16 protein-coding genes and 1 pseudogene are annotated in these 16,136 nt (G+C 71.5%); 9 read left to right on the forward strand and 8 right to left on the reverse strand.

The window, feature by feature from the left end:
• Positions 1-512 (forward strand): annotated as a pseudogene (locus I0C86_RS25695) (tetratricopeptide repeat protein); the annotation flags it as partial.
• Here I0C86_RS25695 and I0C86_RS25700 read toward each other — a convergent pair.
• Complete coding sequence (locus I0C86_RS25700) at positions 437-1,900, reverse strand: ATP-binding protein (protein ID WP_230394783.1); 1,464 nt, start codon at positions 1,898-1,900, stop codon at positions 437-439. The pseudogene I0C86_RS25695 and the gene I0C86_RS25700 overlap by 76 nt on opposite strands.
• 157 nt (positions 1,901-2,057) lie before the next feature.
• A complete protein-coding gene (locus tag I0C86_RS25705; RefSeq protein WP_196203851.1) occupies positions 2,058-2,714 on the reverse strand; it encodes a response regulator transcription factor in 657 nt (218 codons plus the stop codon).
• Between the two features lie 96 nt (positions 2,715-2,810).
• On the opposite strand from I0C86_RS25705, the gene I0C86_RS25710 reads away from it, so the two are divergent.
• The 3 genes from I0C86_RS25710 (at position 2,811) to I0C86_RS25720 (ending at position 5,893) form a co-directional block, all read left to right on the forward strand.
• Positions 2,811-3,914 carry a LolA family protein gene (locus tag I0C86_RS25710; protein ID WP_196203852.1) on the forward strand — a complete coding sequence of 368 codons (1,104 nt, stop codon included), beginning with the start codon at positions 2,811-2,813 and terminating at the stop codon, positions 3,912-3,914.
• Between the two features lie 82 nt (positions 3,915-3,996).
• Entirely contained in the window at positions 3,997-4,929 is a 933-nt protein-coding gene (locus tag I0C86_RS25715) for an ABC transporter ATP-binding protein (RefSeq protein WP_196203853.1), read from the forward strand.
• On the forward strand, positions 4,916-5,893 hold the full coding sequence (locus I0C86_RS25720; protein ID WP_230394781.1) for an ABC transporter permease: 978 nt from the start codon (positions 4,916-4,918) through the stop codon (positions 5,891-5,893). Before I0C86_RS25715 ends, I0C86_RS25720 begins: the two co-directional genes overlap by 14 nt.
• Positions 5,894-5,931: 38 nt before the next feature.
• Here the strand turns inward: I0C86_RS25720 and I0C86_RS25725 are convergent, their stop codons facing one another.
• Positions 5,932-6,552 (reverse strand): LysE family translocator, encoded by a 621-nt coding sequence (locus I0C86_RS25725; RefSeq protein WP_323373846.1) that lies wholly within the window; start codon positions 6,550-6,552, stop codon positions 5,932-5,934.
• A 417-nt stretch (positions 6,553-6,969) separates the two neighbouring features.
• Here I0C86_RS25725 and I0C86_RS25730 point away from each other — a divergent pair, with 417 nt between their 5' ends.
• Both I0C86_RS25730 and I0C86_RS25735 read left to right on the forward strand, forming a co-directional pair.
• On the forward strand, positions 6,970-9,201 hold the full coding sequence (locus tag I0C86_RS25730; protein WP_196203864.1) for a HelD family protein: 2,232 nt from the start codon (positions 6,970-6,972) through the stop codon (positions 9,199-9,201).
• A gap of 104 nt (positions 9,202-9,305) precedes the next feature.
• Positions 9,306-9,539, forward strand: a complete 234-nt coding sequence (locus I0C86_RS25735; RefSeq protein WP_196203855.1) for a GntR family transcriptional regulator — start codon at positions 9,306-9,308, stop codon at positions 9,537-9,539.
• Between the two features lie 27 nt (positions 9,540-9,566).
• Here the strand turns inward: I0C86_RS25735 and I0C86_RS25740 are convergent, their stop codons facing one another.
• Entirely contained in the window at positions 9,567-10,226 is a 660-nt protein-coding gene (locus tag I0C86_RS25740) for a response regulator (RefSeq protein WP_196203856.1), read from the reverse strand.
• Complete coding sequence (locus I0C86_RS25745; protein WP_196203857.1) at positions 10,223-11,203, reverse strand: sensor histidine kinase; 981 nt, start codon at positions 11,201-11,203, stop codon at positions 10,223-10,225. The genes I0C86_RS25740 and I0C86_RS25745 overlap by 4 nt, the downstream gene beginning before the upstream one ends.
• A gap of 158 nt (positions 11,204-11,361) precedes the next feature.
• Between I0C86_RS25745 and I0C86_RS25750 the strand changes: the two genes are divergently transcribed.
• Positions 11,362-12,570 (forward strand): NYN domain-containing protein, encoded by a 1,209-nt coding sequence (locus I0C86_RS25750; protein WP_230394782.1) that lies wholly within the window; start codon positions 11,362-11,364, stop codon positions 12,568-12,570.
• Here I0C86_RS25750 and I0C86_RS25755 read toward each other — a convergent pair.
• Entirely contained in the window at positions 12,557-12,955 is a 399-nt protein-coding gene (locus I0C86_RS25755; protein ID WP_196203858.1) for a hypothetical protein, read from the reverse strand. The genes I0C86_RS25750 and I0C86_RS25755 overlap by 14 nt on opposite strands.
• Positions 12,956-13,212: 257 nt before the next feature.
• On the opposite strand from I0C86_RS25755, the gene I0C86_RS25760 reads away from it, so the two are divergent.
• Positions 13,213-13,596: a hypothetical protein gene (locus I0C86_RS25760; protein ID WP_196203859.1), complete on the forward strand. Its 384-nt coding sequence runs from the start codon at positions 13,213-13,215 to the stop codon at positions 13,594-13,596.
• A gap of 129 nt (positions 13,597-13,725) precedes the next feature.
• Here I0C86_RS25760 and I0C86_RS25765 read toward each other — a convergent pair whose 3' ends face one another.
• Positions 13,726-14,670: a sporulation protein gene (locus I0C86_RS25765; RefSeq protein WP_196203860.1), complete on the reverse strand. Its 945-nt coding sequence runs from the start codon at positions 14,668-14,670 to the stop codon at positions 13,726-13,728.
• 191 nt (positions 14,671-14,861) lie between these two features.
• Here I0C86_RS25765 and I0C86_RS25770 point away from each other — a divergent pair, with 191 nt between their 5' ends.
• Positions 14,862-15,755, forward strand: a complete 894-nt coding sequence (locus tag I0C86_RS25770; protein ID WP_196203861.1) for an LLM class flavin-dependent oxidoreductase — start codon at positions 14,862-14,864, stop codon at positions 15,753-15,755.
• Positions 15,756-15,820: 65 nt separating this feature from the next.
• On the opposite strand, the gene I0C86_RS25775 is transcribed toward I0C86_RS25770, so the two are convergent.
• On the reverse strand, positions 15,821-16,136 hold a 316-nt coding region (locus I0C86_RS25775; RefSeq protein ID WP_196203862.1), incomplete at its 5' end, for a cellulose binding domain-containing protein.

Raw genomic sequence — 16,136 nt, forward strand, 5'->3', positions numbered from 1 at the left:
CCAGGTTACCGGTCCGGATCCATCGGTTCGAGCCCTCGTCCGGCCGGTTGCCGATGATCATCGTCGCCGGCCTGGTCCTGCTGGTGCTGCTCGGCACGGTGGCGGTGGTGGTGGGCTTCGGGCTGACCGACGGCGACGGTTCGAAGCCACAGCGGCCGGAGCCTCCGGCCAGCGCACCGACCAGCGCCGCGCCGAGCACGCCGGTGCCGGCCGCCTCCCCCGGCACCCCGCCCGGCGACGTGAAGCTGGTGGACGACCGGGGCAGCGTGACGCTGGCCTGGACGTATCCGGTCGGTGCCGAGGGGCCGGTGGTGGTGGCCGGTGGACGTGTCGGCCAGGAACTCCGGGCCTTTCAGGAACTGCCCGGCGGCTCCACCGGATACGTCGTCTACGGCCTGGAACGCCAGACGAACTACTGCTTCTCCGTCGCGGTGGTCTACTCGGTCGCGGTGGTGGGCCGGGCCGACCCGGTCTGCACCGACCGGCCCGGCACCTCCCCCGGCGCCCGCTGACCGTCGTCTCCCGGCGCCGGCTGCACGGGTGGCCTTGGCGCCGTGGGGCGCTCCCCGGCGGGCAGCCGCACCTCGACCCGGAGGCCGGGTGCCGCGTCGGAGAGCGTCACCGTGCCGCCCTGGCGGCGTACCAGTTGCCGGACGATGGCCAGGCCCAGCCCGGCGCCGCCCGCGTCCCGGGCCCGCGCGTCGTCGAGCCGGGTGAACCGGTCGAAGACCCGGTCCCGGTCCTCGGCCGGGATACCGGGCCCGTCGTCGGTCACCGTGATCAGGTGGTACGCCGGACCGCTCCATCCGCCGGGTCCGGCCTCCAGCACCACCTCGCTGGTCGTGTGGCGTACCGCGTTGTCCACCAGGTTGGCCAGGATCCGGCCCAGGACGTCGGGCTCGCCCACCACCCAGAGCGGAAACCTCAGCGGAACCACCCGCAGCGGCGCCGCCGGGTAGCGCTCGGCGACGCCGGTCATCAGGTCGCCCAACTCGACCGGCCCGGCCGTTCGGGGCGGCCCGGCGTGCACGTCGTCGAACCGGGCGAGCAGCAGCAGGTCGTCGACCAGCCGGCTCAGCCGCTGGGTGTCGGCGAGCAGGTCGTCGGCGACGGCCGGCCAGTCCGTCGCCCCACCGAGCCGCTGCGCCACCTCCAGTTGGATCCGCATGTTGGCCAGCGGGCTGCGCAGTTCGTGCGCGGCGTCGGCGACGAACGTCCGCTGCCGGACCCGAGCCGACTCCAGCCTGCCCAGCATCCCGTTCAGGGTCACCGCCAGCCGATGGATCTCGTCGTGCGAGGCGGGCAGCGGCAACCGACCCGGCCGGGCGCCACCGGTGATCTCCTCCGCACCGGCCCGCAGCGCCTCGACCGGGCGCAGGGCGGCACCGATCACCCGCCACGCGACCGCGGCCAGCGCGAGGTGGAGCAGCGGGAAGCAGATCAGCAGGATGGTCCGGACGACCGTGACGCTGTGTTGTACGTCCGCGGTCGACTTGGCCACCAGCACCGTCTGCGGGTCGGCGGACGGCCCGGCCGGCACGGCGACGACCCGGACCGGGCCGCGCAGCCCCAACCGCCGCCCCTGCAGGTAGAACCGGTCCCGTTCGCCGTCCCGGAACCGTTGCAGCTCCGCGGGATAGAGCATCGGCACCAGCCGGTCGGCGTCGATCGAGGCCGCCCGGATCCGACCCTGGCTGTCGATCACCTGCACCCGTACCTGGCCGCCGGCGACCGGAAGCGGGTCGGGTAACGCGTTCTCGCCGGCCAGCCGGGCAACCGCCTCGGCGGTCTTCAGCGCCTCGGTGTCGACGGTGCGCTCCAGCGCGTACCCCAACGCGCCGATCAGCACCAGCCCGCCGACCGCGAGGCCGGCGGCGAGGCCGGACGCGCTGATGATCATGAGTCGGGCCCGCAGGCTCAGTCGCAGCCACGGGCGTTGCCAGCCGCGTCCGCCGGGCGCGACGGCTCGGGTGGCCGCGTCGGACCTACCGGTCATCGGCGCCGCCGGTCATCGGCGCCGCCGGTCATCGCCACCGCCGGGCCATCGCCACCGCCGGTCATGTCATCAGCCGGTACCCGGCGCCCCGGATCGTCTCCAGCCGGTCCCGACCGATCTTGCGACGCAGGTAGCCGACGTACACCTCGACGGCGTTCGGCGCGGTCTGCACGCTCGCGTCCCAGACGTGGTCCAGCAGTTCCGTCTTGGACACCACCTCACCCGCCCGACGCAGCAGGTACTCCAGCAGTGCGTACTCCCGGGCGGTGAGTTCCACCTCGGCCCCGCCCCGGGTCACCCGACGACGGGCCGGGTCCAGACTCAGGTCGCCGGCGACGAGCACCGCCGGGCGGCGCGGCGCACCCCGGCGCAGCAGGGCACGCAACCGGGCCAGCAGTACGACGTACGAGAAGGGTTTGGTCAGGTAGTCGTCGGCGCCGCAGTCCAGGCCATCGGCCTGGTCGTACTCCCCGTCCTTGGCCGAGAGCATCAGTACCGGCAACCAGTGCCGTTCGGCCCGCAGCTGCCGCACCACCCGGTATCCGGAGAGTCCGGGCAGCATCACGTCCAGGATCATGGCGTCGTAGCCGCCGTGCCGGGCCAGGTCGAGCCCCTCCGGGCCGGTTCCGGCCAGGTCCACGACGAACCCCTCCGCCTGTAGGCCGCGCTGCAACGCCGTGGCCAGTCGGGCCTCGTCCTCCACCACCAGCAACCGCACGCGACAAGCGTGCCACCCCCGACTGAGTGGAACCACAGCGGTTCTCAGTGGTTTCACAGTGCCGGGGGCGCAAGATGGGTGCCAGGAGGTACGAACATGTCTGTTTTCCACACCCGGCCCGCGTTGCGCTGGCTGGTCCCGACCGGGACAGCGCTGGCGATCATCGGTGGTGGTGCCGCGGTCGGTACGTTCGCCTCGGCGGCCGAGCCGAGCCTGCCCGAACGCAGCGCCGCGCAACTCCTCGTCGACCTGCAGACCGCCCGGCTGGACGGACTCTCCGGCACCGTGATCAAACGCGCCGACCTCGGTCTGCCGAGCCTGCCCGGCATCGGCGGCCAGGGCAGCGCGGAGCTGACCTCGTTGATCTCCGGTACGCACACGCTGCGGGTCTGGCACGCCGGCCCGGACAAGACCCGGCTCGCACTCCTCGGCACGCTCGGCGAGACCGACGTGATCCGCAACGGCTCGGACGTGTGGGTCTGGGACAGCCAGCAGAACGAGGCCCGGCACAGCACCCTGGGCGTCGGGGGCGGCGCGGTCCCGAAGGGGCGGCCCGACCACCTGCCGTCGACGCCGCAGGAGGCCGCCGAGCAGGCGCTCGCGGCGATCGACCCGAGCACCGAGGTCAGTGTCGGGCGGTCCGCCACGATCGCCGGCCGGGACGCCTACGAACTGGTACTCGAGCCGCGTGACGAGACGTCGCTGGTCGACCAGATCAAGATCGCGATCGACGCCGGTGAGCACGTACCGCTGCGCTTCCAGATCATTCCGCAGGGCACCCGGACGCCCGCGTTCGAGATCGCGTTCACCCAGGTGGACTTCGAGCGCCCCGATCCGGCCCAGTTCGCCTTCAACCCGCCGCCCGGGACGAAGGTGACCGAGGAGCCGCTGACCGCCGACAAGCCGGCCACCTCGCCGGCATCACTGGAGAGGCCGACGGTCGTCGGCACCGGCTGGACGTCGGTGCTGGTCGCGAAGGTGCCGCAACTCGCCGCCGTCGCGGATGCGGACGCCCAGGGCGGGCAGGCCGACCTGGTACGGAGCATTCTCGGCGGGCTGCCGAAGGTGAGCGGCGACTGGGGCAGCGGACGGCTGCTCAAGGGCAAGGTCTTCACCGCCCTGGCCACCGACGACGGCCGGGTACTGATCGGCGCGGTGACCCCGGAACGGCTCTACGAAGTCGCCCAGGGCAACAGGTGAGCGCTCGTCGGTCGCCGGAGCCGGTGACGGGGCGGCCGACGCCGGCACCCATGCTGGCAGGCCGCGTCCGACGGTGGAACCAGTGCCGGAGTTAGCCGTACAGAGCCGTGGGCTCAGCAAGCGGTTCGGCCGCCAGGTCGCGGTGGACGCCGTCGACCTGGCGGTCCCGCGTGGCTCCGTGTACGGCTTCCTCGGCCCGAACGGCTCCGGCAAGACCACCACCATCCGGATGCTGCTCGGGCTGATCCGGCCCACCTCGGGCGGGCACACGCTGCTCGGTGAACCGATGCCGGGCCGGGCGGCGACGGTGCTGCCCCGGGTCGGGGCGCTGGTGGAGGGCCCCGCGTTTCATCCGTACCTCTCGGGGACGGAGAACCTACGCCGGTTGGACGCGGCGGATCTGACCGTCGATCCGGCCACCGCCTCGAGCCGGATCGGCGCGACACTGGACCGGGTCGGGCTGACGGCGGCAGCCGGCAAGCGCTACCGGGCGTACTCGCTGGGCATGCGGCAGCGGCTGGCGCTGGCCGCGGCGATGCTCGCACCCCGGGATCTGCTGATCCTGGACGAGCCGACCAACGGGCTCGACCCGCAGGGCACCCGGGAGGTCCGGACGCTGGTCGCCGCGCTCGCCGCCGAGGGGGCGACGGTACTGCTCTCCACCCATCTGCTCGCCGAGGTGGAACAGGTCTGCACCGACGTGGGCGTGATGCACCAGGGGCGACTGGTCGCCCAGGCGCCGCTGGCGCAGTTGCGGGCGGCGGCCACGCCCCGGGCCCGGGTGACGACCGACCGGCCGGTCGAGGCCGCCCAGGTGCTCCGCGAACTGGGCCTCACCGACGTCGACACGGCGGCCCGGGAGGCCACCGGGATCCTCGGCCCGGTGCCGCCGGAGAAGGTCGTCGCGGCGCTGGTGCACGCCGCCGTGCCGGTACGCGGCTTCGCGGTCGTCGCGCCGGATCTGGAAGAGCTGTTCGTCTCGCTCACCGGGGAGGGTTTCGATGTCAGCGGTTGACGCGGTTGGTGACGCGGCGCCTTCCGGAGTCGGCACGGCCACCGGGATCGGCACGGCTGCCGAGGGCGGCCCGGCTGCCGGGCTCGACAGGACCGGCGGGACCGGGATGGGGTCGGACGGTCAGCGGATCCGGCGGCCCGGCCGCGCGGTCGGCACCCGCTTCTTCCGCTCCGAACTGCGGCTGATCTTCGGGCGCCGACGCAACCAGGCCGGGATGCTGGCGCTGGCGGCGGTACCCGTGATCATCGCCGTCGCGATGCGGGTGACGGACGTCCCGGCGGAGGGGCACAACGCGCCGGGCTTCTTCTCCTCGATCACCAGCAACGGATTCTTCGTCGCACTCGCCGCACTCGGGGTGGAACTGGGACTGTTCCTGCCGATCGCGGTGGCGGCCATCGCCGGGGACAGCGTGGCCGGCGAGGCCAACCTCGGCACCCTGCGGTACCTGCTCACCGTGCCGGTCGGCCGGAACCGCCTGCTCGCCGTCAAGTACGCCGGGATCGTCGTGTTCGCTTTCACGGTGACACTGCTGGTCGCCTCGGTCGGCCTCGTCGCCGGGCTCGCGTTGTTCGGCGGTGGGCCGGTGACCCTGCTCTCCGGAACCCAGGTCGGCTTCGGCGACGGGCTGCTCCGGCTGCTCGCCGTCTGCGGCTATCTGGCGGTGGGGCTGTGCGCGCTCGGCGCGGTGGGGCTGTTCGTCTCCACGCTGACCGAGCAGCCGATGGGCGCCACCATCGCGATCACCATGCTCTCGGTGACGAGTTTCGTGCTGGACCAGATCCCACAGCTCGACTGGCTGCACCCGTACCTGCTGACGCACCACTGGCAGGCGTTCGGCGAACTGCTCCGGGATCCGGTGGAGTTCGACGCGCTGCGGCCCGGTCTGCTCTCGGCGGCGGCGTACATCGCGGTGTTCCTCTCCGCCGCCTGGGCCCGGTTCGGCGCCCGCGACGTGACCAGCTAGGCCGAGTTCATGGCCAGGGTGCGGCGACCGGGACGGACTTACCTGGCGGTGGTGAACACGAGCCGGACACCGAGGCCGATCAGCACCGTGCCGCTCATTCCGTCGATGAAACGACGCGTGGCCGGTCGGGACAGCACCCGGCGAGCCGTGGCGACCACGTTCGCCACGGTAATGAACCAGGCAGTAGTTATGACGACGGCGACCAGTGACAACGTCAGCATGGAAACGAGGCCGGCGCCGGCCGGGAGGAACTGCGGCAGAAGCGCGACAAAGAAGATCGCCGCCTTGGGGTTGAGCGCATTGCACAACAGACCGTCCCGGAACGCTCCCCACAGGCCCGGCTCGACGGTGGACCCGGGGTTCGGGCCGGACCGGAAGTCGCCCGAGCGCAATGCCGAGCGCAGTGCGTTGACACCCAGGTAGACCAGATAGCCCGCGCCCACGAGTTTGATGACCGTGAAGGCGACGGAGGTCACGGCTACCAGTGCCGCAACGCCAGTGGCGGCCGCAACCGCCCAGGCGAAGACCCCGGCGGCGACGCCCACCGCACTCGCCATGCCGTGCGCGCGGCCGGCCAGGACCGAGCGGCGCAGCACGACGGCGAAGTCCGGTCCAGGCGACATGGCACCCAGGGCGACAACGCCGCCGAAGGTCAGCACCTGGGCGCTCGTCATCGCCGCTCCTCGCTGTGTTCTCCGCCGACGAGCCTTACCGCCAGACCGTCACCGTGCGGCGAGCGCCCGCGATCGGCCCCGGCGAGCCCTGGCCACGACGCCCAGGCGAGAGCGGCGCCACGACTGGAACAATCGTGGCGGGTGGCTCGGAAACGCGCTATCTTTCACCAGTTCAAACGAAAAAGAACGACACGAATGCCGTTCTGCGGGAAAGCCTAGCAATGGAGAGACGGTTTGTCAAAACAATCCGGCGTTTCGCGTGACCCGCGTCTCGACGAGCCGGTCAACGGGCGGATCGAGGCTGACGGACCCACCAACGGAGCAGGGTCCAGCGAGCCCGACCGGGCCGAACTGGCCAGCCCGTCCGGGGCCGAGATCGCCGACGAACAGCAGTACGTCTCCATGCTCTACGGACGCTTGGACGAGTTGCGGAAGCAGGCCGGCGAACGGCTCGACTCGGCGCTCCGGAACACCGGCGGCACCCAGCAGGAACGCTCGCAGCGCGACAGCACCGTCAGCATGTACACGGAACAGATCGAACGGTTCGGCGCGGTCGAACAGGGGCTCTGTTTCGGTCGCCTCGACCTCGACAGCGGTACCCGCCGGTACATCGGCCGGATTGGCATGTTCGCCGACGCCGGGGAGTTCGAGCCCGTACTGCTCGACTGGCGGGCCCCGGCGGCGCGGCCGTTCTACCTCGCCACCGCCGCGACCCCCGAGGGCGTCCGCCGACGCCGGCACATCCGGACCCGGGACCGTGCCGTGGTGGGCCTGGACGACGAGGTACTCGACCTGGCCGTGGCGGGCCGGAGCGGCAACGGCGGCAACGGCGGACTCACCGGCGAGGCGGCCCTGCTCGCCGCCGTGAACGCCAGTCGTACCGGCCGGATGACCGACATCGTCCGGACCATCCAGGCCGAGCAGGACCGGGTCATCCGCGCCGACCTGGACGGTGTGCTCGTCGTACAGGGTGGGCCCGGCACCGGCAAGACCGCGGTCGCGCTGCACCGGGCCGCGTACCTGCTCTACACGCACCGGCAGATCCTCTCCACCCGGGGCGTGCTGCTGGTCGGACCGAACGCGACCTTCCTGCGCTACATCTCGCAGGTACTGCCGACGCTGGCCGAGACCGGCGTACTGCTGCGCACGGTCGGTGAGCTGTTCCCCGGGATCAACGCGACCCGGGCCGAGCCGGCCGAGGTCGCCGAACTCAAGGGCCGGACCGAGATGGTGCAGGTGTTGGCCGCCGCCATCCAGGACCGGCAACGGGTCCCGGACGAGCCGTTGGAGATCTCGCTCGAGCGGGACACCATCGTCCTCGACCCGGCCACCGTCCTCGCCGCGCGGGACCGGGCCCGACGCTCGGGCCGGCCGCACAACCTCGCCCGGCCGCTGTTCGACATCGAGATCATCCACGCCCTCGCCGACCAGCTCGGCCAGCGGATCGGCGCCGATCCGCTGGGCGGGGAGAACCTGCTCGACGAGGCCGACCTCGCGGAGTTCCGGCGGGAGTTGCGTACCGAGCCCGAGGTCCTGGCGGTGCTGGACTGGCTCTGGCCGGTACTGACCCCGCAGCAGGTCGTGGCCGGGCTGTTCGCCTCCGCCGATCGGCTCGCGGTCGCCGGGGCGAGCCTCACCGAGGCGGAACGGGCCGCACTGCGGCGCGAGCCCCGGGGTGGCTGGACCCCGGCCGACGTACCACTGCTGGACGAGGCGGCCGAACTGCTCGGGCAGGACGACCGCGCCGCCAAGGCCCGCGCGACCCGGCAGCGCCAGGCCGAGATCGAGTACGCCGAGGGCGTGCTGGACATCGCGTCCGGTTCCAAGTCGATCGACTTCGAGGACGAGCCCGAGGCCGAGGACGGGATGCTGGGCGTCACCGACCTGCTCGTCGCGGACCGGTTGGCGGACCGGCAGGAGGACGGTGAACAGTTGACCACCGCCGAGCGGGCAGCGGCGGACCGAGGCTGGGCCTTCGGGCACGTAATCGTCGACGAGGCGCAGGAACTCTCCCCGATGGCCTGGCGGGTGCTGATGCGACGCGCACCGAGCCGGTCGATGACACTGGTCGGGGACGTGGCCCAGACCGGCGCGCTGGCCGGCGCGTCGTCGTGGCTCGGCGTGCTGGAGCCGTACGTCGGCGACCGTTGGCGGCTGGAGGAGTTGACGGTGAGTTACCGGACGCCGGCCGAGATCATGGCGGTCGCCGCCAAGGTGCTGGCCGAGATCGACCCGACCCTGACCACGCCCCGCGCCGTACGCGGCACCGGCGAGCAGCCCTGGGACGTACGGGTCGAGGAGGGTGCACTGTCCGACCGGCTGGTCGAGGCGATCCGCGCGGAGATCGCCAGGGTCGGCGACGGGCGGGTCGGAGTGATCGTGCCGGCGGGACGCACCGACGTACTGGGTCCGGCGGTCGCCGAGGCGGTCCCCGGCCTGGCCCTCGGCGACGCACCGGAGTTGGAGAGCCGGGTGGTGCTGCTGACCGTCGCCCAGGCGAAGGGACTGGAGTTCGACTCGGTGCTGGTCGTCGATCCGGACCGGATCGTCGCCGAGTCCCCCCGGGGGCAGAACGACCTGTACGTCGCGCTCACCCGGGCCACCCAGCGGCTCGGGGTGCTTCGGGTCGGCTAAGGAGGCTCAGGAAGTACCGCCGGTTGGTGGCCAGTTGGTCGCCAGCCGCTCGTACGCCACCGGGCCGCGAAGCAGTGTGGCCCATAGTCCCCTACTGTCCAGGCATGATCGATCCCGACAGCCCGGTGCCGCTCTACCGTCAGGTGGTCAACCTGATCCAGGAGCAGATCAAGTCGGGCGAACTGGCACCCGACCGGCCGGTGCCGAGTGCCGCCCGGCTCGTACAGGAGCACGGGATCGCTCGCGGCACGGCATTGAAGGCCATCCGGATGCTGGTCGACGAAGGATTCGCCTACGTCGTGGCCGGCAAGGGCACGTACGTCAAACGTAAGGACTGAATCACGGGTGCCAGGGAGGTTGAATATCTATCCACCCGCACCCGACTTCCCTCGCGGGTCGGCCAGACCGGCCCGCCATGCCCAGGCGGCCATGCCCACCCGGTTGTTGAGCCCCAGCTTCGCCTGGATGTTCGCGACGTGCGTCTTGGCGGTGCCGGCGGAGATGAACAGCTCGGCGCCGATCTGCGCGTTGGTCAGACCCTGAGCGACCAGCCGCACGATCTCGGTCTCGCGGTTTGTCAGGGGGTTGGGAACCGGGGGGCGCTCGGCCCTGGTCGCCGCGCGCAGTAGCCGGACGGTGACCTGAGGACTGATCAGCGCGTCACCGGCCATCGCCGCCCGGACCCCCTCGATGAGGAGCGCGGGCCCGGACCGCTTGAGCAGGAAACCGCAGGCGCCGTTGCGCAGCGCGGCGTCCACGTACTCGTCGAGGTCGAAGGTGGTGACCACGACCACCCGCTGGCCTGCTTCGGTGAGCAGCCGGGTCAGCTCCAGTCCGTCGATGCCGGGCATCCGGATGTCGGTGAGCACGACGTCGGGCCGCAGGCTGCGCGCCAGTTCCAGGGCCGTGGTCCCGTCGGTGGCCTCGCCGACCACCGTGATGTCGGGCTGGGAGTCCAGGACGAGGCGGAAGCCGCTGCGCACGTCCGGCTGGTCGTCGGCGAGCAGAACCCGGGTGCTGTTCATGCCGCGACCGCTGGAATAACGGCGACGACTTCCCAGCCACGCTCACACGGCCCGGCCGACAGGGTGCCGCCGCCCGCGGCGACCTGCTCCCGCAGGCCGGAAAGGCCCCGCCCACCGCGCCTGTCACGCCGCTGCGGGGGCGGCGGTCCCGCCGTGTCGTTGCGGACGCACACCTCGATACGGGAGGCGTCGCCGGTGATCGAGACGTCGACCCGGGTCGCTGCTGGCGCGTGCCGCCGGACGTTGGTCAGGGCCTCGACCACGATCCGGTACGCCACCGCGGCGCTGTCGCGTGGCACCTCGGCCGTCCGGGAGTTCTGTACGAGTCGGGCATCGAGGTGGCCCGAGGCGCGGAACCGGTCGACCAGGCCCGGCAGGTCATCCAGCGTGGGCAGCGGCCGTACCGTGACGGCGTCCGGCTCGTGCAGCATGCCGACCATCCGGTCCATCGTGGCCAGTGCGGCCAGACCGGCGGCCTCGATACGCGCCAGTGCCGGACCGGCCGCCTCCGGCCGGCTGCCGGCGACGAAGCGGGCCGCCTGGGCCTGCGCCACGATCCCGCTGAGGTCATGGGCGACGAAGTCGTGCAGGTCACGCGCCACCTGGAGGCGTTGGGCATGGCGGGCCTGTTCGACGGCCACGGTCCGCCGGTGCACCATCAGCCGCGGGTAGCCGCCGACGACGAGCGCGACGACGGCGGGCATCGTCCAGACCGCTGCTGCGGCAATCCGTTGCGTCGTGGCCATGCCGTCGGTCATCGACCAGAGCATCAGCGCCATCGCCGCGCCGGCGAGCCCGGCGGCAGGCGCGATCTGCCGGTGTGGCCCCCACCGCACCGCCACGGCCAACAGCACCGCGAGGACGGCCACCATCAGAAAGAAGAGGTACGTCGGGCTGCCGACGTCGCCCACGAACGTCACGCACAGCAGGGAACCGCTGGCCGCCATGCTGATCCAGCCGAGGTGCCGACCCGTCATTTCTCGATGGTAGGTCGGCGTCGCCGTATGCCGATCGGCATAGGACAGCTCGGCCGGCGGGTAGCACCTCGCCGGATCGGCAGATGGTGGTGCACACCCGGCACGGCGGAGGCTGAGGAGGCAGCGGCGAGCGACGCCGCGCAATCACGGGGAGTGACATGTCTGGATGGGGGAAGCCGCCGGTCACGGGTCGGATCAGGTGGTGGCGGCGCTGGCCGGCCTGGTCGGGGTACGTGGCGGCCGGCTGGTCGTTGATGTACACCATGCTCGGGCTTTACTGGACGGCCGGCGGTGACGGTTTCCCGTTCGCGCCGATCGACGACGACCACAGGTCGGGTTCGATTCTGGAGGGCAGCCCGGTCGAGGTCGTCGCGCCGCTCATGGCGGTGCTCGGCCTGCTCGGTACGGTCGTCGCGCTGGCGATGGCCCGAGGTGCGGGTTCCCGCCGCCAGTCAGCGGTGATGATCGCTTTCGGCTGGATCGTGGCGGCCGGCCTCACTCTGATCATCCCGGACTACATCCTGATCGCCCTGCTGGCGTTCGGTCCGCTGCTGGTGGTGTTCGCCTTCACCGGTGTGCCCGGCCCGCAGGACGGCATCGGCGACATCCTGTACTGGCACCGCACCAACCTGATCATCCTGTTCGTCGGCGGTCTGCTGTGGGCCGCGGCCACGTTGGCCTACCAGCGGCGCAGTCGTTCGGCATGTCAGCACTGCGGCCGTCGTCACGGAACGGCCGGCGACGGCCCGTCCCGGCAGACGCTGCTGCGGTGGGGGCGCTGGGCGGTCGCGGTCGCCTGTCTGGCACCACTGCCGTACGAGATCACCAGAGTGGCCTGGTACCTCGGCCATCCGCTCGGCATCAGCCGGGACTTCCTCACGATGATGCAGGACACCGACGGCATGCTCGAGATCGGGCTGGGTTGCGCCGTCGCTTCGGCGCTGGGCGGCGTGCTCACCCACGGTCTGGTCAGCCGGTGGGGCGAGATCTACCCACGGTGGATCTGGTTCAAGGCAGGGAAACCGGTGCCTCCGGCACTCGCGATCGTTCCGGCATCCGTCGTCGCCGTAGTCCTCATCCCGGCCGGGCTGATGATGGTCTGGGACCCCGAGATCAGCGACGGGTGGGGCCTGCGTCTTCCCAGCGTGGCCTGGGTGCTCTGGGGCGCCGCTCTCGGCGCGGCCACCATCGCCTACCACCTGCGCCGGCGCGGCGTCTGCCGGCATTGCGGGCAGGGGACGAGCGCAGCGCCGACAGATGGAGAGCTTCAGCCGACGGATGGAGAGCCTCAATGGTCGGTCGGAAGGCTGCCGCAGGGGGATCATGGTCACGCCATCAGCCAGACCGAACACCCTATTTGTCGGTGAAGTTGCCGATCTGTCGAGCCTGACCGGACTTGTCGCTGGTCGATCCCGATGCCGGGGTGTTCATGCCACCCGTGGTCGCGTCCCCGGTGGTGGTCGGCGCGACGTTCCCGCCGGGCGGGCGGGGCCGGCGCCGGACACTGGCCGGCCCGGCCTTCCGGCCCCCGGTCGTCGTGATCACGCCCCGGTTCCGGGTCGGGCCGCCGTCGCGCAGCACGTCCGGATCGCGCGCCCCGTCCGCCGGATCCTCGATGTCGCGTTCGTGCGCTTCGCGCCCCTCGTCGACCGGCAGCGTGACCTCCTCGATCGCGCCCGGTGCGTACTCCCCGCGACCGACCCGGTCTTCGGCCCGCCGCGCCGACTGCCGCCGTTCGTCGTCTCCGCGCACGTCCACCACCTCGCCGACTCGTTGTTGTCCGGGGTGTCCCCGGTGCCCGGGTTCCCAAACGCCGGACGTCCGGCCCCGGCCGACCGAACTCCACGAGGCGCCCGCCAGGCAGCGCTGGCTCCCCGTTGACCAGCCCGTTCGCCGGGCGGCCGGCTGTTTGTGTCGTACCCGGCCGGGTAGCCAACGGGTGCCGGGCCGTGGTGATGCCGCGGCCAGGGGAGGTCGCAAGAGATCTCATCGAATCCGAGGAGGAAAAGATGAGCACGCAGACCCCGTCCAGGCAGCCGATGGGCCAGCAGGGCATCCAGTCGGCACCGACCCGGGAAATGAACGCCCAGAACATCTCCAACCAGCAGATACAGCAGACATTGTCGGAGATGCAGCGCCGGATGGACGAGCCGGTCAGGCGTAGCCCGGGCAACGAGACCAAGCCCGCGTTCCTGAGCACCGAGTTCTACATCTATCTCGCGGCGGTGGGCTTCACGCTGCTCGCCGCGGACCTGGTGGGCAGGGACGCAGCCGGAGTCGACCCGTTCCGGGCGAACCAGGCGTGGTTCTTCATCACCCTGATGACCATCGCCTACCTGGGTAGCCGTGGACTTTCGAAGCTGGGTAACTCCTGGCGACACGGCAGGCGGTAACGACGCTCCGGGCGCCGCAGAACCGGGCGTAGCCGGAGTGTCCTGAGCAGTGGCGACATGCCACGGGGGTCGCGGTCCCCGCCGGATTCGGCGGGGACCGCGACCCTTTGCCGCTACGTCCCTACTCCCCTACTCGCCGCCGAAGTCGCCGAAGTCGCCCTCGAAGGCGTCCTCCAGCATCTCTCCGGCGACCATGCCGCCGGCCAGGCCGAGCGCGGCACCGGCGACCATGCCGCCGGCGCCGTGCCGGCCGTGGTGGCCGCCCTGCTTACCGGGCTGGCCGAAGCCGGGGTGCCGGCCGTAGCTCGCCACGGTCTGCCCGAGCCAGCCCTCCACCCGGGCCCGCCAGTCGACCTGGTCGACCTCGGCGTGCTCGGCGGTGTAGCGGCCGACGGTGTCATGTCCGCCGCTGAACAACCCGCCGCGCTTGTCACACTCGATGATGACGTCCACGCCGTGCTGGTTGGTGACGAAGGTCAGCTCGACCTCGCGGATCGCGTGCGCGTACTGCGGCGCGGCGAAGAACTCGATCTCCTGGTAGAACGGCAGCGTCTGCTGGACGCCGTAGATGTGGCCGCGCTCCAGGTCGGCGTTCTTGAACTGGAAACCGAGCTGGGCGAACGCCCCCAGAATCTTCTCGTGTACCGGCAGCGGATGCACCGCCACCGCGTCGAGGTCACCCTTGTCGACGGCGCGGGCGATCGCCAGTTCGGTACGCAGCCCCATCGTCATGCCGCGCAGCCGCTGACCGTAGACGTCGGTGATCGGTGTCTCCCACGGCACCGGAAGCTGGAACGGGATGGTTACCTGCTGCTTGGCTTCCAGGCGCATGGGGCCGCTCACCGGAAGGCGGTAGAACTCCATGGTGCCGGCGTACTCGCTGTCGCCGGCCTCCATCTCGACCCGGGTGACCAGGGCCAGGGTGATCTGCTCGATGTCGGCCGGCGCCTCGCCGCCACGCAGGTTCACCTGCCCGTCGAGCACCAGGCCGGGCCGGGTGTTCGGGTTGGTCAGCACCGTGTCCACGCTCGGACCACCGACGCCGAGCGCGCTCAACATCTTCTTGAAGACCATGTGGTTACTCCTGATTTACGGCTGAGTTGCCGCTGTCTACGACGGACCTGGCCCCGGGTTTCGGGCCCAGTCCTCCACGGTGGATCATCACGGCACGTCCGTGACCCTAATCACCGTAGCTGTGAGGTTGCTGAGAGCGTTCACGCCATCACCGGATCGGGCGACTTTTGTCCGGCGTAAACTTCCTGATCATGCGTATCGGCATCGTCATCCTTCCCGACCAGCGGTGGTCCGAGGCGGAGCGCCGGTGGCGCCAGGCCGAGGAGTGGGGATTCGACCACGGCTGGACGTACGACCATCTGGGCTGGCGGGACCTGGTGGACGGGCCCTGGTTCGACGCGGTCGGCACGCTGACGGCTGCGGCGATGGTGACTTCCCGGATCCGCCTGGGGACCCTGGTCGCCTCCCCCAACTTCCGCCATCCGGTGCACTTCGCCCGCCAGGTCACCGGGCTGGACGACGTCTGCGCCGGTCGGGTTCTGCTCGGACTCGGCGCCGGTGGGATCGGCTTCGACTCGGCGGTACTCGGTGGCGAAACCCTCTCGGCACGGCACCGGGTCGACCGGTTCGCCGAGTTCACCGAACTGCTGGACCTGCTGCTGCGCGCGGACGGGATCACCTGGCGCGGCGACTACTTCGCGGCGGTCGACGCCCGAAGCAACCCCGGCTGCGTCCAGACGCCCCGGGTGCCGTTCGTCGTCGCCGCGAACGGCCCCCGCTCGATGCGGCTCGCCGCCCGGTACGGCCAGGGCTGGGTGACCACCGGCCTCCGGGACGGCGACGACGACGACCTCGACGCCTGGTGGCGTTCCGTGGCCGAGCTGTCGGGGCGGCTCGACGAGACGCTGGCCACCGCCGGCCGCGATCCCGCCACCCTGGACCGCTACCTCTCGCTCGACTCCGCACCGGTCTTCTCGCTCTCCAGCGCCGGCTACTTCACCGAGGCGGTCGGCCGGGCCGCCGAACTCGGCTTCACCGACGTGGTCACCCACTGGCCGCGGGAGTCGAGCTGGTACGCCGGGAACGAGGCCGTGCTGGCCGAGGTGGCGACCGAGGTGCTGCCCAGGCTCCAGCAGCGCGGCTGACGGTGGCAGACGGGAGCTGGTGCGGGAGTACCGTGCCCCCGCACCAGCTCCCGGTGCCGCCTGGATCAGCTTGCGGTGCAGCTGGGTGACATCCCCGTGCCGCTGCCGCTGCCCTGGAAGCCGAACTCGGTCGACTGCCCGGCGGCGATCCGGCCGTTGTAGCTCGTGTTGCTGAACGTGACAGTGCCGCTGGTACCGCTGGCCTGGGTGTTCCAGGAGTTGGTGACGGCGGAGCCGGACGGCAGGTTGACGCTCACCGTCCAGCCGTTGGTGCCCGAGGAGCCGGCCGTCACCCGTACGGTGGCCACGAAGCCACCGTTCCAGGAATTCAGCGACACCGACGCCGTACAGCCGCCGCTGCCACCCGGTGGGGTGTTCGGC

The organism is Plantactinospora alkalitolerans (assembly GCF_015690345.1).
Taxonomy (GTDB): domain Bacteria; phylum Actinomycetota; class Actinomycetes; order Mycobacteriales; family Micromonosporaceae; genus Plantactinospora; species Plantactinospora alkalitolerans.